Raw genomic sequence first — 21,460 nt, 5'->3', positions numbered from 1 at the left:
CTACCACGGCCGGGGAGAGTCGCGCGGTGCAAGCTGGCAGCGTGGGGTGGCATTGGAACCCGCCGCGCATTATGTTGTTGCAACAAGTATCAATACCGACGCCACCATGCCGTGGTGCGCGCCGTCTCCGGTACTCACCCACCCCCTTTTGCTATGACGTTCTCCTTCCGCGCGCTCGCTATGGGCGCCCTCGCGCTCGGCCTCTCCGCCTGCGCCTCCGACACCGACACCGCCGAGCCGCTCGAAGGCGCAACCGAGGTCGTTGAAGCGACCGCGGAGATCCCCGCCGGCACCTACGCCCTCGACGCGGCGCACTCCAGCCTCGGCTTCAGCATCCGCCACCTCGGCGTCTCCAACGTGGACGGCAGCTTCCCCGAGTTCACCGGCACCATCACCGTCCCGGAGCAGGGCCTCGGCGGCATGTCCGCGATGGTCAGCGCACAGGTCGCCTCCATCTCGACCGGCAACGGCGACCGCGACGGGCACCTCCAGTCGCCCGACTTCTTCGACGCGGCGACGTACCCCGAGATCACGTTCAACACCACCAGCGTCACCCCGACCGGCGGCAACTCCTTCGAGATGACCGGCGACCTCACCATGCACGGCGTCACCAAGTCCGTTACGCTCCAGGGCGAGTACATCGGCGCAGCCATGATGGGCGAGACGCAGAAGATCGGCTTCGAGGCCGAGGGCGAGATCGACCGCAAGGACTGGGGCCTGACGTGGGCGCAGACCAACGAGGTCGGCGAAGCGCTCGTCGGCGACACCGTCACGCTCCGCATCAACGCAGAAGCCGACATGCAGTCCGGCGAGGCCGCCACCGCAGAGGTCGACGCCTAGCCTCTGGCGACGCGCGCCGGCCACAGGCCAACGCGTGGCCGCTTCGCGGGCCGCTCCCCACGTGGGGGCGGCCCGTTTTCGTGCCGTGCGCCTCTCGCGATGCGCCAGAGCGCCGCGCGCGGGTCACGCCAGAGGCCTGAGAGGCCGTCAATCCGCGCGTCTCGCGTCCATAGCTCTCCACAAAACATTCGCCCCTCTGGCGCCGCCCGTTCACCGTCTCGCCAGAGGCGGCGGGCTAGCTTCGCAGTCCCGGATTCTGACCCGCCTCCCGCCCCCCACGATGGAGACTCTGACCGCCGCCCCCACGCCCGCACCGGCCCGCACCGCCTCTGGCGACGTCCTCCAGGTCATCGGCCCGGTCGTCGACTGCGAGTTCCCCGCCGACGCCGTCCCCGAGATCCTCGACGCGCTCCACATCGAGCGCGAGAGCGGCCTCCTCGTCCTCGAAGTGCAGCAGCACCTCGGCGAGAACCGCGTCCGCACGATCGCGATGGACTCCACCGACGGCCTGACCCGCGGCACCAAGGTGTTCGGCACGGGCAGCCCGATCATGATGCCGACCGGCGAGGCCGTCCGCGGACGCCTCTTTAACGTCGTCGGTGAGGCCATTGATGGCCTCCCGGCCCCGAAGGCGACCGGCACGCGCTCCATCCACCAGGATCCGCCTCCGTTCAAGGACCTCGCGACAAGCGTCGAGATGTTCGAGACGGGCATCAAGGTCATCGACCTCATTCAGCCCTACGCCCGTGGCGGCAAGATCGGCCTCTTCGGCGGCGCTGGCGTCGGCAAGACGGTCCTGATCCAGGAGCTGATCAACAACATCGCGAAGGCGCACGACGGCATGTCCGTGTTCGCCGGCGTCGGGGAGCGCACCCGTGAGGGCAACGACCTCATGCGCGAGATGCTGGAGTCCGGCATCATCACCTACGGCGACGACTTCATGCACAGCATGGAGGAGGGCGGCTGGGACCTGTCCAAGGTGGACATGGACGCCGTCACCAACAGCCAGGCGACCTTCGTGTTCGGCCAGATGAACGAGCCGCCCGGAGCCCGCGCCCGCGTGGCCCTCTCCGGCCTGACGCTCGCGGAGTACTTCCGCGACCAGGGTGGTAAGGACGTCCTCTTCTTCGTCGACAACATCTTCCGCTTCACGCAGGCGGGCTCGGAGGTCTCGGCCCTCCTCGGCCGCATGCCGTCCGCCGTGGGTTACCAGCCGACGCTGGCCACGGAGATGGGCGTCATGCAGGAGCGCATCACCTCAACCAAGAACGGCGCCGTGACCTCGGTCCAGGCCGTCTACGTCCCGGCGGATGACCTCACCGACCCCGCGCCGGCCACGACGTTTGCCCACCTCGACGCCACGACGACGCTCTCGCGTCAGATCGCGTCGCTCGGCATCTACCCGGCCGTCGACCCGCTGGACTCCTCCAGCCGTCTCCTCACGGCAGAGGTTGTGGGCGAGGAGCACTACAAGGTGGCCCAGGACACGAAGATGCTCCTCCAGCGCGACAAGGAGCTGCAGGACATCATCGCCATCCTCGGCATGGACGAGCTCTCGGACGAGGACAAGCAGGTCGTCAACCGCGCGCGCCGCGTGCAGCGGTTCATGAGCCAGCCGTTCTTCGTCGCCGAGCAGTTCACCGGCAACTCCGGCAAGTACGTCAAGGTCGAGGACACCGTCCGCGGCTTCAAGATGATCCTCGACGGCGAGCTGGATCACCTCCCCGAGTCCGCGTTCCTGTACAAGGGCGCCATCGAGGAAGTCATCGAGGCCGGCGAGAAGATGCTCGCTGAAGCCTAGCGGCTCGGGGCTGGAGACTCCCGGAATGTGGACCGGCTCGCGCCGTCCCGCCAGAGGCTTCCAGCCCCTAGTCCCCCACACCTAGTCCCAAAGACATGGCCTCCCTCCTCGTCGAAGTCGTCTCCCCGGACCGGACCGCGTTTCGCGGCGAGGCCCGCTCGTTCCGCGCCCCCGGCATTGAGGGCGCCTTCGAGGTGCGCGTCAACCACGCGCCCATGCTCGCAGCCACGGGCGTCGGCCAGACCATCGTGACCACGACCTCTGGCGAGCGCGTGACCATCGCGACCTCTGGCGGCTTCGTCGAAGTGCTGGACAACCGCGTGATCATGCTTGCCGAGACGGCCGAGCCGACCTCGGAGATCGACACGCAGCGGGCCAAGGAAGCTGAGGACCGCGCACGCCAGCGGCTCGCCGAGGCCACGGGCGAGGAGCGCGAGGCCGCACAGGCCGAGTTGGACCGCGCCCGCAACCGCCTCCGGACCTCGATGGGCACCGTCTAGAACGGCCCGCCCGCCTCTGGCGGCTGACAGATCCCCGCGCCCGGCGTCCTCACGACGCCGGGCGCGTGTCGTTTGGGCCTCTGGCACCAGAGGCCAGCAGGGTCTCGGCGCGGCCTGCGCGTGGGTGCCGGCGCCAGAGGCTCACATGCCCCCACTTCTTCACCGAACGCCCACCGACACCGCCTCTGGCGCCGGTACCTTGGGGGTGTCGGGTTGAGCGTGCTTTGCAACCGCCGCCCTCGCATAGCACACTATGCTCCCCGACACCCGAGCGTCCGACAGCCCCCCCTGTCGGGCGCTCTCTTGTTTGGGCGAATCGGTCGGGGCCTCTGGCGCCAGAGGCGTAACCCTCGCGGGGTGGCTCGCGTAGAGAGGCGACGTTCCGACCTCCCCCCCCATGGAAGCCCGCCCCTCTACCGCCCGCCCCGAAGAGTTCGACGAGTTCGACACCTACGGCCGCGAGTTCTATGACGACGATGTCCAGCAGAGCGACCGGACGATTTCGGCGATGGCGCACCTCTCCCCGCTTATCGGCGTCGGCCTGATCGTGCCGATCATCATCTACTTCCTCAAGCGTGACGAGTCCGATTTCGCGGCGTTCCACGCAAAGGAGGCGATCAACTTCCACCTCTCGACGCTCCTCGCCGTCCTGATCTCGATCCCGCTCATCATCGTGTTCGGCCTCGGCTTGCTCACCATGCTCGGTGTCGCGGTCGGCTCGGTGATCTACGGCGTGATCGCCGCAGTGCGCGCGCTCGATGGCGAGTGGTACGAGTACCCGTACACGCTCCGCCTCGTGAAGTAGAGTCCGCCAGAGGCCTCAGCGGCCCGCGCCTCTGGCGGCCCCATTCTCGCGCCCGGCTCCTCTGCGGAGCCGGGCGCGGCTGTGTAACGTTGGCATCCTCCCCTCTGCCTCTGGCGACATGCTGCTCTCTGATCTCCCCACGCCCGCCCTCCTCATCGATCGCGCGCGGTTGCACGCCAACCTGGACGCCATGCAGGCCCGCGCCGACGCGATGGAGGTCGCGCTGCGCCCGCACGTCAAAACGCACAAATCGCCGGACCTCGCGCGGCTCCAGGTAGAGCGCGGCGCCAGAGGCATCACCGTCGCGACCGTGGACGAGGCCGAGGCGTTCGCCGAGGCGGGGTTCGACGACATCCGGCTTGCGACGCCCATCGTGGGGCCGCAGAAGCTGGAGCGGCTGCAGGCGCTCGCCTCTGGCGGCACGAGGATCTCGTTCAGCGTGGACTCCGCCGAAGGCGTCCGTCTCGCGTCGGAGGCCTTCGCGAGCGGCCCGGAGGTGGACGTGCTCATGGAGGTCGATGCCGGCTACGGACGCTGCGGCGTGGGCTGGGACGACGACGAGGCCGCGCTCGCGCTCGCCACGCAGGTCCGGGACGCCTCTGGCGTCCGCCTCGTCGGCCTGCTCTCGCACGGCGGCGACGCCTACGCCGGACCCGAGGAAGGGGAAACGCCCGGCGACGCCCTGCTCCGCGCGATGGAGTCCGAGCGCGACCGCGTGCTGGCCCTTGCAGGCGTGCTCGCCAGCGGCGGCTTTCTAGACCCCGCGACCGCCGAACTCTCGGTCGGCTCCACGCCGGGCGTCTCGCGCTTTAGCAACCGTGAAGAGGCCGGCTTCCGCATCACCGAGATCCGGCCCGGCACGTACGTTTTCCACGATGCGATGCAGGTCGCGCTCGGCGCCGCGACGCTGCAGGACTGCGCGCTGTCTTGTATTGGGACGGTCGTCTCCAAGCAGCGCTTCGACGACGGGACCGAACGCGTCATCACAGACGCCGGCAAGAAAACGCTCACCGCCGACACGTTCCCCGGCGCCAGAGGCTTCGGGACCGTCCTGTACAGCCGCCAGAAGATGATCCTCCACCCGCACGCGACGGTAAGCGCGCTCAGCGAGGAGCACGGATGGGTAGACACGCCCGGTGGCTCCATCTACGACGTCGGCGACCCGGTCATGCTCGTGCCCAACCACGCCTGCGTGGCCGTGGCGACGCAGCGCGAGCTCCACGTCTTGGACGGTGACGAGGTGGGCGATACGTGGACGACCGTCGCGCGGTAAGCCCGTCGAAGGCAGCGGAGACGCAGCCCCTGGCGACCGCGCCAGAGGCACGGAATCGTTCCCGGAGGAGACGCCAAACGCAAGAGGCGCTCGGCGGCACAGCTCTGTACAGGCGTTGTGCACTGCCCCGCACGCTCCCATGTCCGACCGTTTCCTTACCGCCCTCGCAAGCCTCGTCATCTTGGTGACGGTCGTGGCCCTGAGCGTCTCGCCATGACCAGCCCCGCCCGCGACGACCTCCTGACTCTGCTCGCGCTTCTCGGCGTGACCGTTCCCATGCTCGTGGTTCTGGTCATGCGCGTGCTCGTGGGCGCGTAGGCCGCGCCAGAGGCCTCTGGCGGCGCGATGCCGCCCCAGGCCGCCGTACCTTGCCGCAAACAGACGGTACAGGTATGGCCGGGCACAACAAGTGGTCGAAGATCAAGCGGAAGAAGGGCGTCGCGGACGCCCGCCGCAGCAAGGTGTGGGCGCGCATCACGCGCGACATGATGGTGGCCGCCCGCGATGGCGGCGATCCGGACATGAACCCCCGACTCGCGCTGTTCGTCGACAAGGCGAAGGCGGAGAACATGCCCAAGGACAACATCGAGCGCGCGATCAAGCGCGGGACCGGTGAGATCGAGGGCGCGGATTACGAGGAGCTGAGCTACGAGGGCTACGGGCCAAACGGCATCGCGGTGTACGTGGACGCGCTGACAGACAACACGAACCGGACGGTCGCGGACGTGCGGAGCCTGTTCTCCAAAGCGGGCGGCAACATGGGCACCTCGGGATCGGTCGCGTTCCTGTTCGATCAGAAAGCCATCTTCGAGATCCCCGCCGCCGACCTGACCGAGGAGGACCTGTTCCTCCTCGTCGCCGACGCCGGCGCCGAGGATCTACGCAAAGACGAAAGCGAGGACGGCGCGCCCGTCTTCGTCGTTGAGGCTCCTACCGAGGCGTTCGGCGACGTGCAGGCCGCGCTCGCCGATGCGGGGATCGAGCCCTCAGAGGCCAGCCTTCAGCAGATCCCGACGACGACCACGGCCCTCGCGCCAGAGGACGCCGCCAAAGTCCTCCGCCTTCTCGAAGCGCTCGACGAGCACCAGGACATCCAGGCCGTCTACTCCACGCTGGAGATGACCGACGAAACGCTCGCCTCGCTCTCGTAGGGACCGGGAAGAGATCGGGGGTGCCCCACGCCCGGTATTCCCTTCGGCCTCTGGCGCCAGAGGCCGCCCCCGCGCCTCTACCCTTCCCCAGCACTGTCTCCGCAATGATCGTTCTCGGCGTCGACCCCGGCACTCGGCACACCGGCCTCGGGACGGTGACCGTCGAGGGCAGCCGCGAGCGGGCGCTGGGCGCGAGCACCATCCACATGAGCGGCGACCTGGACCACACGATCCGCCTCCAGCGGATTTACGAGGGCGTTCTGGAAGCCATCGACGCGTACAACCCCGACGAGTTGGCCGTCGAGCTCCCGTTCATGGGGAAGAACGCGCAGGCGATGCTCAAGCTGGGGCGCGCGCAAGCGGCCGTGATGCTCGCGGCGATGCACCGCGAGGTGCCCGTCGCGCAGTACGCGCCCGCCGAGATCAAAAAGGCCGTCGTCGGCAACGGACGCGCCACGAAGGACCAGGTGACGTACATGGTCCGCCAGAGGCTGGCGCTTACCGAGACGTACAGCGAGGACGCGCACGACGCGCTCGCCATCGCGCTGTGCCACGCCGCGCGGCGCCACACCGGGCCGCCAGCGCCGGGCGGGAGCGCGAAAGCCGCCTCTGGCGCGGGCCGCAAGACCGGCCGCGTGCGCTCGTGGTCGGACTTTATCGAGCAAAACCCCGAACGGCTGCGCTGAGCGCCGCGGGTCAGTTCAGCCTCTCGCGCCCCGCCTCCCGCGCGCCAGAGCGAGGCCCCGAGCTGGAGGCGCCAGAGGACCGACGCGAGCGGCGCCACGCCAGCACCCAGACGGGCACGTTCAGAACGGCCAGCCAGACGGCGATCCACACGCCGAGCCGCCCCCAGTCCACATCAGCCGCGTAGGTCGCGGTCTCGCCAGAGGCGAGCGTCGTGACCGCGGCGAGGATGCCCGCGATTGCGAGCGTGGCGCAGAACCAGAGCACGCCGGCCACGGCCAGTGTCTTCGCCTGCCCATCCCCGCGCCCTCCCGGACCCGCAGCGTCGGGGTGGTTCCGAAGCCAGGACTTCAGCGCGCTGGCGCCTGTCCCGAACCCTGATCCGGGATCGCCAGAGGCCGGCCGGCGCGGCGCGCTCATGCGTTGATGCCGCGCTCCTCGTCGCGCACACGGACGATCGCCGCGATCTCGTCGGTGTCCAGCGACTTATCGCTGAGGTGGTACACCAGCTCCGCGATCTGGGTGTCTTTCTGCGGGGCCTGGTTCCACTCCGGATGCGCGTTCTCCACCAGGGAGACGAGGATGCGGAGGTACGGGAACCGCTCCTCAGCGGTGCTGAGGTCGGAGATCGCCTCGGCGAAAAGCTGGGCGTTGCGGCCGACTTGGCGGTCGATGATGCGGCGATCGTACTGCATAAAAGCGGGGCTGAACGGGCCGCCAGAGGCGTTCGATGGCGGGGACCTGGATGGGAGCACGGCGTATACTCCGAAGCGGGCTCGCCAGTTCACGGCGGGCTCGGCCTGTCTTCAGACCTGATGGAAGCCCCTCCCAGCACCTCGTTCCCGAACCCGCGCCCGCCCTACCGGCTGGAGCTCCTCCCCGTCGTGCCGCCCTACTACCGGCGCGCGCGAGAAAGCGAGGTGCATCGCGGCGAGCTGGTCTACTACGGGCCCGCGCCGTCGTACTACGGGATCGGCGAGGTGGTCGCGGAAACGGAGCAGCACGTGCTCGTCAACTTCCGCGGGACAGGTATGTTTGGCGTCCACGAGGAAGCGCTCGCGCGCCGCTACGTCCTGCCCATCCCGGACGACCGCGCCGAGCTACTGTAGCCTCTGGCGACAGAGGTTTAGGGCCAGCGTCCTCTTCCTGTACACCGCGGTCGAACGCGCGGCACGCCTCTACAAGGTGAGTGCGCGCCAGAGGCCTCTGGCGCTAGAGGTTCAGGCCGCGGCCGAGGAGCAGGCTCGGGCGCTCGTACCGCGCGACGAACTCGCCGTCAGCGGTGCCGTCCACGAAGCGGCTCGTGTTCTGCACCTGGATGCCGCGCGCATCGAAGCGGAAGCTGCCGGAAACGACCCCGACGGGATCGACCTCGGTGATCACGAGCGTGCCATCGACGCCGTAGAGCAGCGGGCCTCTGGCGCGCTCGTCTTCGGCGAGGCTGAGATCGGACTCGTCCGCGTCCAACACGTTCGCGTAGCTGGCGGTCACGCCGGAGCGCTGCGGGTCCTCCTCCACCGCGTACGCGCCAACGCCCGGGACGCCTCCTTTCCGGCGGAAAGAGATGAACTGGTACTCGTCGTACTGGCTATCGAAGAGGTCGCCGACGAACAAGCCGAGGACGAACTCCTGGCCGTGCTCGGTCTCGACAACGGTGTACACGGCCTCGCCTTTGAGGCGGCCCTCCTCGGTCTCGTTGTCGTCGTCCTGCGCGTTCTCACGCGCACCATCCACCGTTACATCGGCGCGGAACTCGCCGAAGATGTCGTCATCGTTGGCGGTGTCGCAGCCGGCGGAGAGGAAGGCCACCAGAGCCAGAGCGAGGAAAGAGGGGCGGAATCGGGGCATGACGGGAGGGGAAAGGGAGGCGCCGCTAGCTTGCGGGGCCTCTGGCGTGCGCGCCAGAGGTTGGAAACCGTACGCCCCAGACCGTTCCTCGCCTCCCCCAATCTTAAATGGACCCCGTGCTGCGTCTCGAAAACGTGACCAAACGCTACGGTCAAACGCTGGCCGTTGACGGCGTCTCATTCACCGCCGAGCCGGGCCGGCTCTTCGGGCTGCTCGGCCCCAACGGGGCGGGCAAGACCTCGACGATCCGGATGATCGCGCACATCACGTCGCCGGACTCCGGGACCGTGACGCTCGGCGGCGAGCCCGTCAGCGCCGCCACGCAGAAGCGGATGGGCTACCTCCCCGAGGAGCGCGGCCTGTACCGCAAGATGAAGGTCGGCGAGCAGCTCGTCTACCTCGCGCGGCTTAAAGGCATGAGCGCGGGGGACGCCGAGCGCTCCGCCCGCGAGTGGCTGGAGCGCTTCGACGCGGCCAGTTGGTATGGCAAAAAGGTGGAGGAGCTCTCCAAGGGGATGCAGCAAAAGGTCCAGTTCGTCGCGACGGTCATGCACGGCCCGGACCTCGTCATCCTCGACGAGCCGTTTAGTGGGCTCGACCCCATCAACGCCGACCTTCTCCAGGAGACCGTCGCCGAGCTTCGCTCGGACGGCCGGACGGTTCTGTTCGCGAGTCACCGCATGGAGCAGGTGGAGCAGCTCTGTGACGACCTCTGCCTGATCGCCAGAGGCCGCGTGCTCCTCTCTGGCTCGCTGCGCGATGTCAAGCGGCAGTTCGGCAAGGACACCGCCTCGTTGCACTGGGACGGCGACGGCGCCTTTCTAGACGCGCTCTCGGCCTCTGGCGCCGTTAGCGTTCTCTCGCGCACGCACTCCGCCGCCATGCTGCGCCTCGCCAGCGGCACGGCCCCCAGCGACGTGCTACGCGCCGCGCTCGACGGCTCCGCCGACGTGGACCGCTTCGAGCTCCACGAGCCGCCTCTGGCGGAGATCTTCCGCCAGGCCGTTGGCGGCATGGACAACGCTCCCGCCGCCTGAGGCGGCTCCCTGCTCGCCTCTGGCGCTCACGGCGACGCCCCACGCGCCCTCGCCAGAGGCCTTTCCCCTTTTGAGATGTCCCCGATTGCTCTCGTCGCCCGCAGCGAGTTTTTGCGCCGCGTGCGCTCCAAGTGGTTTGCCGCCACGACGGTCCTCGCGCCCGTCCTCATGCTGGCCGTCGTCATCGTGCCCGTTGTCGCCATCGCGTTCGCGGACGGCCCGGACGAGGCGCGCGAGGTAGCCGTCATTGACGGCACCAACCGGCTCGCGGAAGCCCTCAGCGCGGACGCACCGGAGGGCGTGGTCTTCTCGCGCACCGAGGCGCCAGAGGACAGTCTGCGCGCCCGCGTCCTCCGCGGTGACCTCGCGGCGCTGCTCATCCTCCCCGAAGGGCTGCTGACCGGCGAGGCCTCGGCGCGCTACCTCTCCACCTCTGGCGGCGGGCTCACGCTCCAAGCCGAGCTCCGCGGCTCCGTCCGCAGCGCCGTCCGCGCCGAGCGCGCCCGGATCGCCGGCGCGCCAGAGGCCGTGCTCGACGTGCTGGACGCGCCCACGCGGCTGGACTTCGTGACCGTAAGCGACGCCGGGGACGCCGCGGGCGGCGCCGAGATCGGTTTCCTCATTGCTAACGTGCTCGGGCTGCTCGTGTACGTCGCCGTCCTGCTTTACGGCGCGATGGTAATGCGCGGCGTGATCGAGGAGAAGACCAACCGCATCGTCGAGGTCGTGATCTCCAGCGTGCGCCCGTTCGACCTCCTCATGGGCAAGGTGGTCGGTATCGGCGCGGTCGGGCTTGTGCAGCTGATCTCGTGGGGCGTCCTCCTAGCCGGAATCAGCGCTGCTGCCGGACCGCTCCTCGCCCTCGTGCTCGGGCCCGAGGCCGTCGCCTCTGGCGCGTCCCCCACGGGCGCGATGCCGGCCGGCGGGATCGCCGCCGCGCCAGAGGCCCCGTTCGACCCGGCTGCGATCGCGGCCGTGCTCTCGCCGGGGCTCCTCGTCGCGTTCGTGCTCTTCTTCCTCGGCGGCTACCTCCTCTTCGCGAGCCTGTTCGCGGCCGTCGGCAGCATGGTGGACACGGAGGCCGACGCCCAGAGCCTCCAGGTGCCGGTCATCATCCCCATCATCGTGCCGCTGCTCTTCCTGCCCTACGTGGTGGACCAGCCGGAGGCGCCTCTGGCGGTGGCGCTCTCGCTGTTCCCGCTCTCCTCGCCCATTCTTATGGTGGTTCGGATGGCGGTCACGGACGTCCCGCTGTGGCAGGTCCTCGCGTCACTGGCACTGCTCGGCGTAAGCTTTGTCGGGGCGGTGTGGCTCGCGGCGCGGATCTACCGCGTGGGAATCTTGATGACAGGCAAAAAGGCATCTTTTAAAGACTTGGGCAGGTGGATTAGGGAGGCTGGGTGAAGAAATATGACGGTTGTGGATGTGTATTACATGCCGCTTGCGTCAAAATGTGTTTGCTTAGGGGGCACCCGAAGTGTCCGCGCTTAAGATTGGCTGAGCCGTCGTTGGGCGGCTCGAGGGAGGCGACGCATGAGCGCCTCCGAGCATTGCTGCCGCAGAACTGCTGCGCAACGAAGCGAAGCCATTACGGATGCTTTGATTGGCCTTCCGGGCATACAGAAGCGTCTCCCTATTCCCACCACACCACGCCGTGAGCGCCCTGACGTATCGCGATTTGCTTCGCATCCGGACCCAGTACGGGGTCACCAAACGCACCTCGACCTTTGCTCACCGCATCCGAGAAGACCGCGCGGCAAACATCGACGGACTCCAATACCGCCACGTCCTGACCGAAACCGACCGCGAGGTCACCGTCCGCGACTACTCCGGTGAGGTCCGGCCGATGCGGATGTTCGGCGCGAACAACTACCTCGGCTTCGCGACGCACCCGGTCGTGGTCAAGCGCGTGCAGGAGGCGGTCGCGACGTATGGAGTAGGCGTGGGCGGCCCCCCTGCGCTCAACGGGCACGGCCCGCTCCAGCGCGAGCTTCAGGACCGGCTGGCTGCTCTCGAAGGTCAGGAAGCGGCCCTCCTCTACGGAACCGGCTACTCGGCCAACGTCGGCCTGATGAGTGCCCTCCCCTCCTCCAAGGACTTCGCGGTCTACGACGCGCACAGCCACGCGTCGTTTATCGACGGGTTGAAGCTGGGCAAGGTGCCGGGCCGCACGTTCCCCCACCGGGACCTCCGCGCGCTGGACGCCACGCTCGCCGAGGTCCGCGGCGACTACCGCGATGTGTTCGTAAGCGTGGAGGGCGTGTACTCCATGACGGGAGACGTCGCGCGTTTGGACCGCGTGGCTGAGACCTGCACCAAGCACGACGCGATGCTCATCGTGGACGACGCGCACGGAACGGGCGTGACCGGGCCGAACGGCCGCGGGACCGTCGCGATGTTCGACGTGGCGAAGGAGGTGGACGTCATCGTCGGCACGTTCTCCAAGTCATTCGCGGTCTCCGGCGGCTTTATCGCGGCCAACCGAGACATCGTGGAATACCTCCGGTACTTCTCGCGGGCGCACGTCTTCAGCGCGTCGCTCTCCTCCGCCGTGTGCGCCGCCGTCATCGCGGGCCTGGACGTGCTGGAGAGCGAGCCCGAGATCCACACGCGCCTGATGGACCACGCGGCGAACTTTGCCGAGACGCTCCAGGGCATGGGCTTCGAGGCCTCTGGCGTGACGCCGATCTTCTCGCTCCCCGCCCCACTCGGCGCCGACGTGCGCGCGATGGCGCACGCGTTCCACGACCGCGGCCTGTTCGTCAATCACGTGGAGGCGCCTGTTGTGCCCGCGAGCGAGCAGCGCTTCCGCATCAGCCTCTCCGCGCTCCACACCGAGGAAGACCTCGCCGAGCTAGCCGGAGCGATCGAGGAAATCTGGGAGGCCTACGCACCCGCCGAGCCGCCGACGCACGTGGAAGAGGACATGCCCACGCTGGACGCCTTCGAGGGCGGGTTCTAGTCCCTGGCGTCCGCGCCGTTTCGCTCCGCCTCTGTCGATGGTGCCCGGTGGCATCTCGCCAGAGGCGGTTTTCGTTGGGGGACTATTGGGCGCCAAAGGCCGCACGCATTCGCCTTGCCGCTGCGTTGGGCCCACCCTATCGTGCAGCAGGCCTCTGGCGCTGGAGCCCTGCTCCCCACTGGCCGCTCCCCACTGCCTACTGGCCCCGCCATGCTCCGCCGCCTCGCCCTGCTCGCGCTCGCCGCGCTCGTGCCTCTGGCGCCAGAGGCGAGCGCGCAGTACTTCGCCTTCGGCAAGAACCGCGTGCAGTACGACGCGCCCGCGTGGCGCTACGTGCAGAGCGAGCACTTCGACGTGTACTTCTTCGAGCGGGACCACGCGCCCGGCTCGGGCGAAGTGCTCGCGGCGTTTACCGCCGAGGCCGCCGAGGAGGCCTATCGCGAGGTCGCCGAGACGTTCAACTACGACCTCGCCAAGCGCGTCACCTTTCTCGTCTACCCCTCGCACAACGACTTCGCGGTCACGAACGCGGTGCAGCTTCCGGACTACGCCGAGGGCATCGGCGGCGTGACGGAGCTGTACAAGAACCGCATCGCGATCCCCTTTACGGGCGATTGGCGGGACTTCCGGCGTGTGATCCACCACGAACTCGTCCACGCGGTTGTCAACGACGTGTTCTACGGCGGGAGCGTCCAAAGCCTCTTGCAGCGCGGGCTTCGCTTCCCCATTCCGTTGTGGTTCAACGAGGGCCTCGCGGAATACAGCGCGCAGGGCTGGGATACCAACTCGGACATGTACCTCCGCGACGCCGTCTTGGAGGACAACCTCGCGCCCATCCCGCGCCTCAGCGGCTACTTCGCCTATCGCGGCGGGCAGGGCGTGTGGGACTTCGTGGCCGAGGAGTACGGGCAGGAAAAGGTCACCGAGATCCTGGAGCGCGTCCGCCTTCAGCGCAACGTGCCGGGCGCCGTGCGCCGGGCCACAGGCCTGTCCCTCAACGAGCTTTCCGAGCGCTGGCACCGCACGCTCAAAGCCGTCTACTTCCCTGAGGTCGCCGCGCGAGAGGCCATCCGCGACGTGGCCCGGCCTCTGGCGACGCGCGAGCGCGGCGGCGCGGGCTACCACGCGAGCCCCGTTCTCTCGCCGCAGGGCGACAAGGTGGCGTACGTCGCTACGAGCGACGGCCTGTTCGATGTGATGGTGGCCGAGACCGCCGGCTCGCCCAACCTGCGAAAGGTGCTGGACGCGCAGGACAACCCGCGCTTTGAGAGCCTGCGCATCCTCACGCCCGGCATGGCGTGGAGCCCCGACGGGCAGCGCCTCGCCGTCGCCGTCAAGAGCGGCGCGACCGACGCCATCGCGCTTGTCGACGTGGCCTCTGGCGCGAGCGAGATCGTACGGCCGACCGGCGTGGATGCGATCCAGGCCGTTGCGTGGAGCCCGGACGGCGCGCGCCTCGCCTTCGAAGGCACTGCCGGGGCCCACTCCGACCTGTGGATCGTTGACATCGCCTCTGGCGAGACGACGAACCTCACGCGCGACCTCTACGCCGACCACGCCCCCGCGTGGACGCCCGATGGGACGGCCCTCGTCTTCCACTCCGACCGCGCGGGCCAGCTCGTCACCGGCCAGGTCACCGCCTCTGGCGCCGAAAGCCGCACCTTCGACACGCGCACCCTCGGGCGCGGCGCTTTTGACATCTACCGCATCGAGGTCGCGAGCCCCGGCCGGGTCGAGCGCTTGACGAGCGATCCGGTCTGGGATCAGACGCACGCCCGCGTCGCGCAGACGCCCGTCGCGGCGGCTCCACTCCCTGAGCCTCTGGCGCCAGAAGCCTCGGGTGCCGACATGGTGTTCGGAGAGGACCTCGCTCCCGCCTCGCCAGAGGCCTCTGGCGAGGCCATCCTCTTCCTCTCCGACGAGAACGGCGTCCCCAACCTCTACGCCCTGGAGCCCGGAGGCGGCCACCGCCCGCTGAGCAACGTCCAGACCGGCTTCACCGACCTCAGCGTCTCCGCCGACGGCACGCGCGCGGTGGTCCTCGCGCTAGACCGCGGGCTGCCCAGCGTGTACCTGCTCCGCGAGCCTCTGGCGCGCAAGGACCTGCCCGAAACGCTCGCGCCGACGATCTGGGCGCAACGCCGCCTGGGCACGACGGACGAGAACGCGCCCGCGCTCCAGATCGCCGCGCAGAGCAACCGCGAGCGCAACCCCATCCTCCGCGACGCCGCCGACGGACGGCCGCCGCGCGAGCCGGGCACGCGCCCCGAGGCCTTCCCGATGCCCGACCTCGCGGACTTCGACCCCGACGTTCTCGACCGCGCCGGCGTGCCCATCGGCACCAACATCGACTCGCTGATCGCGGTCACGCTTGCCCGCCGCGACTCGCTGCGCCAGAGGCCCGAGCCGGACCTCATCGCGAGCACGGACACGTTCGACGTGGCGACGGTCAGCTACCGGGACTACACCTTTGGCGAGGGGTTCGACCAGGCCGCCGAGGCTCAGTTCGAGACGGCGACGGACGCTTTCGCGCCAGAGGACAACCTGGACCCCGACGGCAGTCTCCGCGTGCGCCGCTACAAGCTCCGCTTCTCGCCCGACATCGTGTACGCCGCTGGCGCCTACGACACCGTGTTCGGCGTGCAGAGCGTGACGCAGATGCTGTTTTCCGACGTGCTCGGGGAGCACCGCATCGGGCTCGCGACGAACCTTGTCCTGGACCTCCGCAACTCGGACTACCTGCTCTCCTACGCCAACCTCCGCGGCCGGACCGATTGGGGCGTGCGCGCCTTCCACCTCGCACGAGAGCTCCCGGACTTCCGCGACCGGACCGTCTACCGCTACCGCAACTACGGCGTCACGGCGGAGGCCAGCTACCCGCTCAGCAAGTTCAGCCGCGTGGACGCCGAAGTCGGCATCATCGGCGTTTCGCTCGCGGACCTTTCGGATATCGGCACGCAGCCGCGGAGACGTGTCTTCGCGCTGCCGCAACTGTCCTACACGCGCGATGCGACCGTCCCGGGCTTTCTCGGCCCACGCTCCGGCACGCGCTACGCCGCGTCCGTTTCAGGCTCACCTGGCCCCGACGTGAGCTTTGCGACGGCGCTCGTAGATGCCCGCCGCTACTGGTCCGTCGGTCCCGGCTACGCGTTCGCGCTCCGCGCCAGCTCCGGCGTCTCGCTGGGCCCAGATCCCCAGCGTTTCTACGCCTCTGGCGTGCAGAACTGGCTCAACCCCACGTTTAACAGCCTGCCCGTCCGCAACCCGGACGACTTCATGTTCGCGACGCCCGTCTTGCCGCTGCGCGGTTACGGCTACTCCGAGGCTGAAGGCAACTCGTTCGCGCTCGCCAACCTGGAGGCGCGCGTGCCGCTCGTGGCGGCGCTGCTCCCCGGCCCGATCCCGCTCGCGCCGTTGTACAACATCCAGACGGTCGGCTTCGTGGACGCCGGCTTTATCGCCTCTGGCGGGCTGGACGTGTGGCGCGACGTCCCGGCCGAGACCGACGAGCAGGGCAACGTGACCGAGCCCGCGCGGCGCGAGTTCGACGACATCCTGATCGGGACTGGTGTGGGCTTGCGCACGCTCGTCTTCGGCTACCCCGTCCGCGTGGACTGGGCGTGGCCCTTCGACGGTCGCCAGTTCGGGGAGAACCGCGTGTACTTCTCCTTCGGCGTGGACTTCTAGCCTCTGGCGCCAGAGGCTAGCGGAGCGCGATGCGGAGCCGCACGCCGACCGTCGTGAGGTCCAGGTCCTGCGACGTCAGCCCGCCGAGCGGGAGCCGCGTGTAGCCCTCCACCGCCAGAGGCGAGCGGTCGGACGTGAAGCGGAGCCCGAGGTTGAGCTGCCGCGCTAGGTCTATGCGGCTGAGCGGGCCCGGGGAGTCGCTCGCGGTGTACGCCTGCGCCTCGAACGTCGCAACGTCGCCGCTCGGGCTGGACACGCCAGCCGAGTACGTCCGCCCCTCTTCCCGGAACGTCTGCGCGAGGTAGACCGCCGAGGTCACGCCGGCCGAAACGCCGACACGGCCTCCGGCAGCGCGGAACACGTCCAGTCCCACGTCCAGCGGAATTTCCAGCGCGAGCGTCGAGAACTCCGTCCGGCTCGGCACGCTCACCGAGAGCGAGGGGTCCGCGGCGATGTCCCGGAACGCCAGAGGCGCCGCGTTCCCGCTCGGCTCCACGGTGAAGCGGTTGTACGCCGCGAGTGCGCCGCCCGAGACGGAGAGGCCTCTGGCGACGGCGAACTCCTGCACGACGCCCACCGAGCCTCCCAGCCCTTCGGCAAACTGTCCGCCGGAGAGTGCAGACGTAGACGCCACCGTCACGCTCAACCCCTCCGAGACGCGACGCATAGGGAGTGGCCCGTCAAGCCGATCCACTTTTACCTCCGGCTTGGGCACTGCGACAACGATGGAAGGCAGGGACACCACAGAAAAATCCTCATCCTCTGGCGAAAGTCTCGCGCCCGAGGCCTCTTGCGACACGTCCGCGCCCTCTCTCACAAGCGGTAGCGCAACGGCTACCTCTGACGCGTCCATACCGGCCGCCTGCTCAGGAGCAAGCGCTGGGGTGCGGGGAGAAACAGGACCTGGGGCCACAGGCGCGGCCGAACGGCGCGGCGCGAGACCGCGGGCCGCACGCGAGGCCTCTGGCGCCACCGCCGCAGCGCTCTCGCCAGAGGCGGGCGCAGGATCGGCGAAAGCAGGCTCGGTGGAATCGCTGGCCTCTGGCGCGAGGTCGTCCGCCGCGGGCTCCGGTTCCTGCTGCGCCACGGCGACGGCCGGCGCCTCGGCCTCTGGCGCGAGGCCGGGGCGGGCGGTCCAGACGCCAGCGGCCAGGATCAGTGCGGCGAGCGCGGCGGCGCCGATCCAGACCGCGCGACGCGGGCGTTGCGCGGCCGCCGAGCGGTCCCCCGCACGGCGCGGTGCGGCGCCAGAGGCGACGGGCACGGCAGCCGGCCCCGTCTCGGAGGCGCCAGAGGCGAGTGCGGCTTTTGTGCGCGCCCACGCGGCCTCGTCCACGGGCTCCTCGTAGGCGTCGAACGCCTCGCGCACGCGGTCCGCGAAACGGTCGTCGAAGTCGGTCATGAGAGCGTCCCGATGTGGTGGTGGTAGAGCGCCTGGAGCCGAGCGCGGGCGCGCGTGAGGTGCGAACGCGACGTGCCGACGGCGATGCCGAGGAGGCCCGCGATCTCGTCGTGCGAGTAGCCCTCCACTTCGTAGAGGTTGAAGACGGCCCGCTGCGGCTCGCTCAACTCCGCTAGAAGCTGGAGGATCTCACCCGTCTCCAGCGCGCCGAGTTGATCGGCGTGGACCGGCGCCTCTGGCGGATCGTCCGAGGGCGCGAGCGTGGCGTAGTGACGGCGCGTGGAGCGGTGCTGGTCGATGGCGCAGCGGACGAGGATCTGGCGGAACCACGGCTTGAACGGCCGCCCCGGGTCCACATCGCCCATCGCGCCGAACGCCTTGACGAACGCGTCGTGGGCGACTTCGAGGGCGTCCTCGCGAGAGGCGGCGTAGCGGAGGGCGACGGACATGGCGAACGACCAGTAGAGGCGGTACAACGCCTCCTGGCTCGGGGGGTGCTGCTGCTTGCAGCCGTGGATGAGATCTCGCTCGGTGGGCACGCGCGCAACCTAGGGGCGCGCCAGAAGCGAGGCGAGGCGCTGGGATGTCCCCAGCGGCCTCTGGCGGAACCGGCTCACGAGGTGGGATCGGCGACCTGCCCGATAAAGAGGAGCGTGTTCGTCGTGCGCTCGCGGATGGCGAACACGAACGGCCGGTCGGCGGAGAACTGCGGGCCGAGCGAGGTCGCCGTCACGCCGACCGTCGTCACGGCCGCGGCTTCCGTCCCCTCCTCGTTGACCTCCACGAACGTGTTCTGCTTCACGAAGCTGACCACCATCGAGAGTTGCGCCTGGATGCGCGAGAGGTCCGCCCGCGGCCCGAAGGCGTCGGTCATGCCCAGCGCCTCCAGCGTACCGTTGAGTGTCTTGTCGGTCTCGAAGGAGAAGCGCGGGAGCGCCACGTCCACCTTGTAGAAGACCTCTTGCGCGTCCAGGGCCGCCGTCGCGTCGCGCCAGAGGCCGCCGCGGAGCGCGGCGCCGAAATCCGCGAGCGAGCCCGCCTCTGGCGTGAGGACCACCATTGAGAAGTTGCGGCGGCCGTAGGGCATCTCCAGCGCGGTGTAGCCGTCGCCAGAGGCCAAGAGCGCCTGCACGCCGCCGTGCATCGTCGGCGCCTGCACGGTCTCGCCAGAGGCGAGCGTGAACGCGGCGGGCCGCGTGTTCTCCTCTTTGAACGGCGTGGACCAGTCGCCCTTGAAGTAGAGCGCGTTCATGAGCAGCAGCACGAGGTCCGGGTCCAACTCGCTCAGCACGGTCTCGACGCGGTCGTTGGTCTGGTCCGCGGCCCAGCCGTTGATCGTCCTGAGCGCCTCTGGCGCGAAAAAGTCCAGGCCGTCCACGCGCGCCTCGAACGGGCCGCGCAGCGCGGCGAGGAACGGCGCCTCCAGCGGGAAGCCGTCGGTGACGTTCGAGTTGTGGAACAGGGCGTTGGCGAGCGTGAACTGCACGTCGGGATCGGCCTCCAGGAGTTGCTCGCGGAGATCGGCGTAGGCCGCGTTGACGGCGTCCAGGTCGGCCTCTGGCGCGAGCCCGAGCATCGCGTGGATCTGGTCATAGGTGTCGCCAGAGGCGCCGTTCATCAGCATCGTCAGCGCCACGCTCGCGCTCAGCGGCGAGAGCATGAGGTTGCCGTCGTCCTCGGCGGCGGTTTCGGCGAAAAGCGCCACGCCGAAGCTGTTGCCCTGGTCCACGAGGTCTTTCGCCAGAGGCGAGAGCGCGATGGGCGTGGGGTCCTGGGGCGCGTCCTCTCCGGCGAGGTCGCACGCCGCCAGCGGCGCGAGGAGGAAGAGGGCGAGGAGGAGTCGCATGTGCGGAGGCGCGGGGCCGCGCCGGAAGGGTGTCCCTCCCCGTACGGAGCCCGCGCGCGCCGCGCTGCAGCGGCCTCTGGCGCCAGCGGCCCCTCCCTCTCGCCAGAGGCCCGATTCCCGGCATCCTCACCGCCGGGCGAGATCCTATCCCCTAGTTTTTCGGTACCACGGGCGTGGCTCCTCAGCGGGCCGCGCCTCTGTGCTTAAACACCCCGCGCCGAAACCGATGCAGACCGACGTCCGCGAACTCTCCGAGGTCGATTACGCCCTCGACATCGTCGTCCCGACCGACGAGATCCAGGAACAGATCACCGATGCGCTCAAGAAAGAGCGCGCCCAGATCAGCCTCAAGGGCTTCCGCCCCGGCAAGGTGCCCATGGGCGTCGTCCGCAAGATGGTGGGCCAGCAGGTCGCCGTGCAGGTCGCCGAGGCGGCCATCGGCGAGGCCTACCGGACGGCCGTCGTGGAGAACGAGTCCTACGACCCCATCGGCCAGCCGCGTCTGGTGGACATGGACTTCGACGTGGACGACAAGGACGCGGAGCTGAAGGCGGAAGTCCGCTTCGGCGTCAAGCCGCAGTTCGAGCTCGCCGAGATGAGCGGCGTGCCGGTCACGCGCCTCGTGCGGACGTTCACCGACGAGGACATCGAGGCCGACCTGGAGCGCCGCCGCGACCTCGCGGCCACGCTCGAAGACGAGCCCGAAGGCACGGCGCTGACCGCCGACCACGTCGCCATTGTGGACATCCAGCCCGTCAACGCCGAGGACGAGCCCTCCGGCCCGAAGCAGAGCGACGCGCAGATCGTCCTCGCCAACCCCGACCTCCGCCCCGAGCTCAAGGACGGCCTGATCGGCAAAACCTCTGGCGACGAGTTCATCGTCGAGTTCCCCCACGAGCACGAGGAGGACGAGGAGCTGGACCACGACGAGCACGTGGACCGCTACCAGATCACGGTCCAGACCGTGCAGCGCCGCGACATCCCCGAGATGACCGACGAGTGGGTCAAGGAGCACACCTCCGGCAAGCAGGAGACCGTGGACGGGCTCCGCGAGGAGGCCCGCAACGAGCTGGAGGAGAACTGGAACCGCCGCGCGCGCCAGAACATGGAGTCCAAGATGGTGGAGGCGTTCGTGGACGCGCACCCCTTCGCCATCCCCGAAGTCCTGAGCGACGCCGCCCTGGACGCCTCGCTGGAAGAGATCCGCGAGAAGCAGCCCAACAAGCAGCTCCCCGCCGGCTTCGACGTGGAGGCGTTCCGCGAGCAGAACCGCGAGCAGGCTGAAAAGCAGGTCCGCTGGTTGCTCGTCAAGGACAAGCTCGTGGAAGAGGAAGGCCTGGAAGTCACGAACGAGGACTTCGACGCCGAGTTTGCACGCATCGCGGGCGAGGACGGCGACATCGAGATGATGAAGGGCTTCTTTACCCAGCAGCCGCAGATGATGCAGCAGATGGGCGACCACCTTCTCAACCAGCGCGTCTTCGAGTCGCTCGGCAAGCGCTTCGAGATCGTAGAGAAGAGCCGCGAGGACCTGGAGGCCGAGAAGACCTCTGGCGAGTAGGCGGACACGCGCCGCCTCTGGCGACCGCAACCCGCGCCCGTCTGCTTCGGTAGACGGGCGCGT

The 21,460-nt window shown here is 69.1% G+C and carries 19 protein-coding genes; 13 read left to right on the top strand and 6 right to left on the bottom strand.

Annotation, left to right across the window (positions count from 1 at the left end; translation table 11 throughout):
- Nucleotides 1-153: 153 nt before the first annotated feature.
- The 7 genes from BSZ36_RS16640 (at nucleotide 154) to ruvC (ending at nucleotide 7,056) form a co-directional block, all read left to right on the top strand.
- A complete protein-coding gene (locus BSZ36_RS16640; protein ID WP_218827718.1) occupies nucleotides 154-840 on the top strand; it encodes a YceI family protein in 687 nt (228 codons plus the stop codon).
- A 280-nt stretch (nucleotides 841-1,120) separates the two neighbouring features.
- Nucleotides 1,121-2,641: a F0F1 ATP synthase subunit beta gene (gene atpD, locus BSZ36_RS16635; protein ID WP_094550994.1), complete on the top strand. Its 1,521-nt coding sequence runs from the start codon at nucleotides 1,121-1,123 to the stop codon at nucleotides 2,639-2,641.
- A gap of 95 nt (nucleotides 2,642-2,736) precedes the next feature.
- The gene (atpC, locus tag BSZ36_RS16630) at nucleotides 2,737-3,141 is read left to right on the top strand and encodes an ATP synthase F1 subunit epsilon (RefSeq protein WP_094550992.1); all 405 of its coding nucleotides are present in this window, start codon (nucleotides 2,737-2,739) and stop codon (nucleotides 3,139-3,141) included.
- Nucleotides 3,142-3,538: 397 nt separating this feature from the next.
- Nucleotides 3,539-3,946, top strand: coding sequence for a DUF4870 domain-containing protein (locus tag BSZ36_RS16625; RefSeq protein ID WP_094550990.1), 408 nt, complete (start codon nucleotides 3,539-3,541; stop codon nucleotides 3,944-3,946).
- Nucleotides 3,947-4,064: 118 nt separating this feature from the next.
- Nucleotides 4,065-5,219, top strand: coding sequence for an alanine racemase (locus tag BSZ36_RS16620; protein ID WP_094550988.1), 1,155 nt, complete (start codon nucleotides 4,065-4,067; stop codon nucleotides 5,217-5,219).
- Between the two features lie 392 nt (nucleotides 5,220-5,611).
- Nucleotides 5,612-6,370 carry a YebC/PmpR family DNA-binding transcriptional regulator gene (locus tag BSZ36_RS16615; RefSeq protein ID WP_094550986.1) on the top strand — a complete coding sequence of 253 codons (759 nt, stop codon included), beginning with the start codon at nucleotides 5,612-5,614 and terminating at the stop codon, nucleotides 6,368-6,370.
- 20 nt (nucleotides 6,371-6,390) lie between these two features.
- A complete protein-coding gene (gene ruvC / locus BSZ36_RS16610) occupies nucleotides 6,391-7,056 on the top strand; it encodes a crossover junction endodeoxyribonuclease RuvC (protein WP_179271240.1) in 666 nt (221 codons plus the stop codon).
- 10 nt (nucleotides 7,057-7,066) lie between these two features.
- Here ruvC and BSZ36_RS19075 read toward each other — a convergent pair whose 3' ends face one another.
- Together BSZ36_RS19075 and BSZ36_RS16600 are read right to left on the bottom strand one after the other, a co-directional pair.
- On the bottom strand, nucleotides 7,067-7,474 hold the full coding sequence (locus tag BSZ36_RS19075; protein WP_143536942.1) for a hypothetical protein: 408 nt from the start codon (nucleotides 7,472-7,474) through the stop codon (nucleotides 7,067-7,069).
- Complete coding sequence (locus BSZ36_RS16600; protein ID WP_094550980.1) at nucleotides 7,471-7,749, bottom strand: DUF4290 domain-containing protein; 279 nt, start codon at nucleotides 7,747-7,749, stop codon at nucleotides 7,471-7,473. Before BSZ36_RS16600 ends, BSZ36_RS19075 begins: the two co-directional genes overlap by 4 nt.
- A gap of 120 nt (nucleotides 7,750-7,869) precedes the next feature.
- Here BSZ36_RS16600 and BSZ36_RS16595 point away from each other — a divergent pair, with 120 nt between their 5' ends.
- Nucleotides 7,870-8,163: a hypothetical protein gene (locus BSZ36_RS16595; protein WP_094550978.1), complete on the top strand. Its 294-nt coding sequence runs from the start codon at nucleotides 7,870-7,872 to the stop codon at nucleotides 8,161-8,163.
- A gap of 103 nt (nucleotides 8,164-8,266) precedes the next feature.
- On the opposite strand, the gene BSZ36_RS16590 is transcribed toward BSZ36_RS16595, so the two are convergent.
- The gene (locus BSZ36_RS16590; RefSeq protein ID WP_218827717.1) at nucleotides 8,267-8,863 is read right to left on the bottom strand and encodes a hypothetical protein; all 597 of its coding nucleotides are present in this window, start codon (nucleotides 8,861-8,863) and stop codon (nucleotides 8,267-8,269) included.
- A 146-nt stretch (nucleotides 8,864-9,009) separates the two neighbouring features.
- Between BSZ36_RS16590 and BSZ36_RS16585 the strand changes: the two genes are divergently transcribed.
- The 4 genes from BSZ36_RS16585 (at nucleotide 9,010) to BSZ36_RS16570 (ending at nucleotide 16,588) form a co-directional block, all read left to right on the top strand.
- Complete coding sequence (locus tag BSZ36_RS16585; RefSeq protein ID WP_179271239.1) at nucleotides 9,010-9,939, top strand: ATP-binding cassette domain-containing protein; 930 nt, start codon at nucleotides 9,010-9,012, stop codon at nucleotides 9,937-9,939.
- 75 nt (nucleotides 9,940-10,014) lie between these two features.
- Nucleotides 10,015-11,343, top strand: a complete 1,329-nt coding sequence (locus BSZ36_RS16580; protein ID WP_094550974.1) for an ABC transporter permease — start codon at nucleotides 10,015-10,017, stop codon at nucleotides 11,341-11,343.
- Nucleotides 11,344-11,593: 250 nt separating this feature from the next.
- Entirely contained in the window at nucleotides 11,594-12,901 is a 1,308-nt protein-coding gene (locus BSZ36_RS16575; protein WP_094550972.1) for an aminotransferase class I/II-fold pyridoxal phosphate-dependent enzyme, read from the top strand.
- Nucleotides 12,902-13,111: 210 nt separating this feature from the next.
- Entirely contained in the window at nucleotides 13,112-16,588 is a 3,477-nt protein-coding gene (locus BSZ36_RS16570) for a peptidase MA family metallohydrolase (RefSeq protein ID WP_094550970.1), read from the top strand.
- Between the two features lie 16 nt (nucleotides 16,589-16,604).
- Here the strand turns inward: BSZ36_RS16570 and BSZ36_RS16565 are convergent, their stop codons facing one another.
- From BSZ36_RS16565 to BSZ36_RS16555, 3 genes are all read right to left on the bottom strand, one after another.
- Nucleotides 16,605-17,990 carry a porin family protein gene (locus BSZ36_RS16565; protein ID WP_094550968.1) on the bottom strand — a complete coding sequence of 462 codons (1,386 nt, stop codon included), beginning with the start codon at nucleotides 17,988-17,990 and terminating at the stop codon, nucleotides 16,605-16,607.
- Nucleotides 17,987-18,529 (bottom strand): RNA polymerase sigma factor, encoded by a 543-nt coding sequence (locus tag BSZ36_RS16560; RefSeq protein ID WP_094550966.1) that lies wholly within the window; start codon nucleotides 18,527-18,529, stop codon nucleotides 17,987-17,989. Before BSZ36_RS16560 ends, BSZ36_RS16565 begins: the two co-directional genes overlap by 4 nt.
- 74 nt (nucleotides 18,530-18,603) lie before the next feature.
- Complete coding sequence (locus BSZ36_RS16555; protein ID WP_094550964.1) at nucleotides 18,604-19,836, bottom strand: serpin family protein; 1,233 nt, start codon at nucleotides 19,834-19,836, stop codon at nucleotides 18,604-18,606.
- 226 nt (nucleotides 19,837-20,062) lie between these two features.
- On the opposite strand from BSZ36_RS16555, the gene tig reads away from it, so the two are divergent.
- Nucleotides 20,063-21,397, top strand: a complete 1,335-nt coding sequence (tig, locus tag BSZ36_RS16550; RefSeq protein WP_179271238.1) for a trigger factor — start codon at nucleotides 20,063-20,065, stop codon at nucleotides 21,395-21,397.
- The last annotated feature ends 63 nt before the right edge of the window (nucleotides 21,398-21,460 follow it).

Origin of the sequence: Rubricoccus marinus (assembly GCF_002257665.1) — a bacterium.
GTDB classification, from domain to species: Bacteria; Bacteroidota; Rhodothermia; order Rhodothermales; family Rubricoccaceae; genus Rubricoccus; species Rubricoccus marinus.
This window is presented reverse-complemented; position numbering and strand designations above follow the sequence as displayed.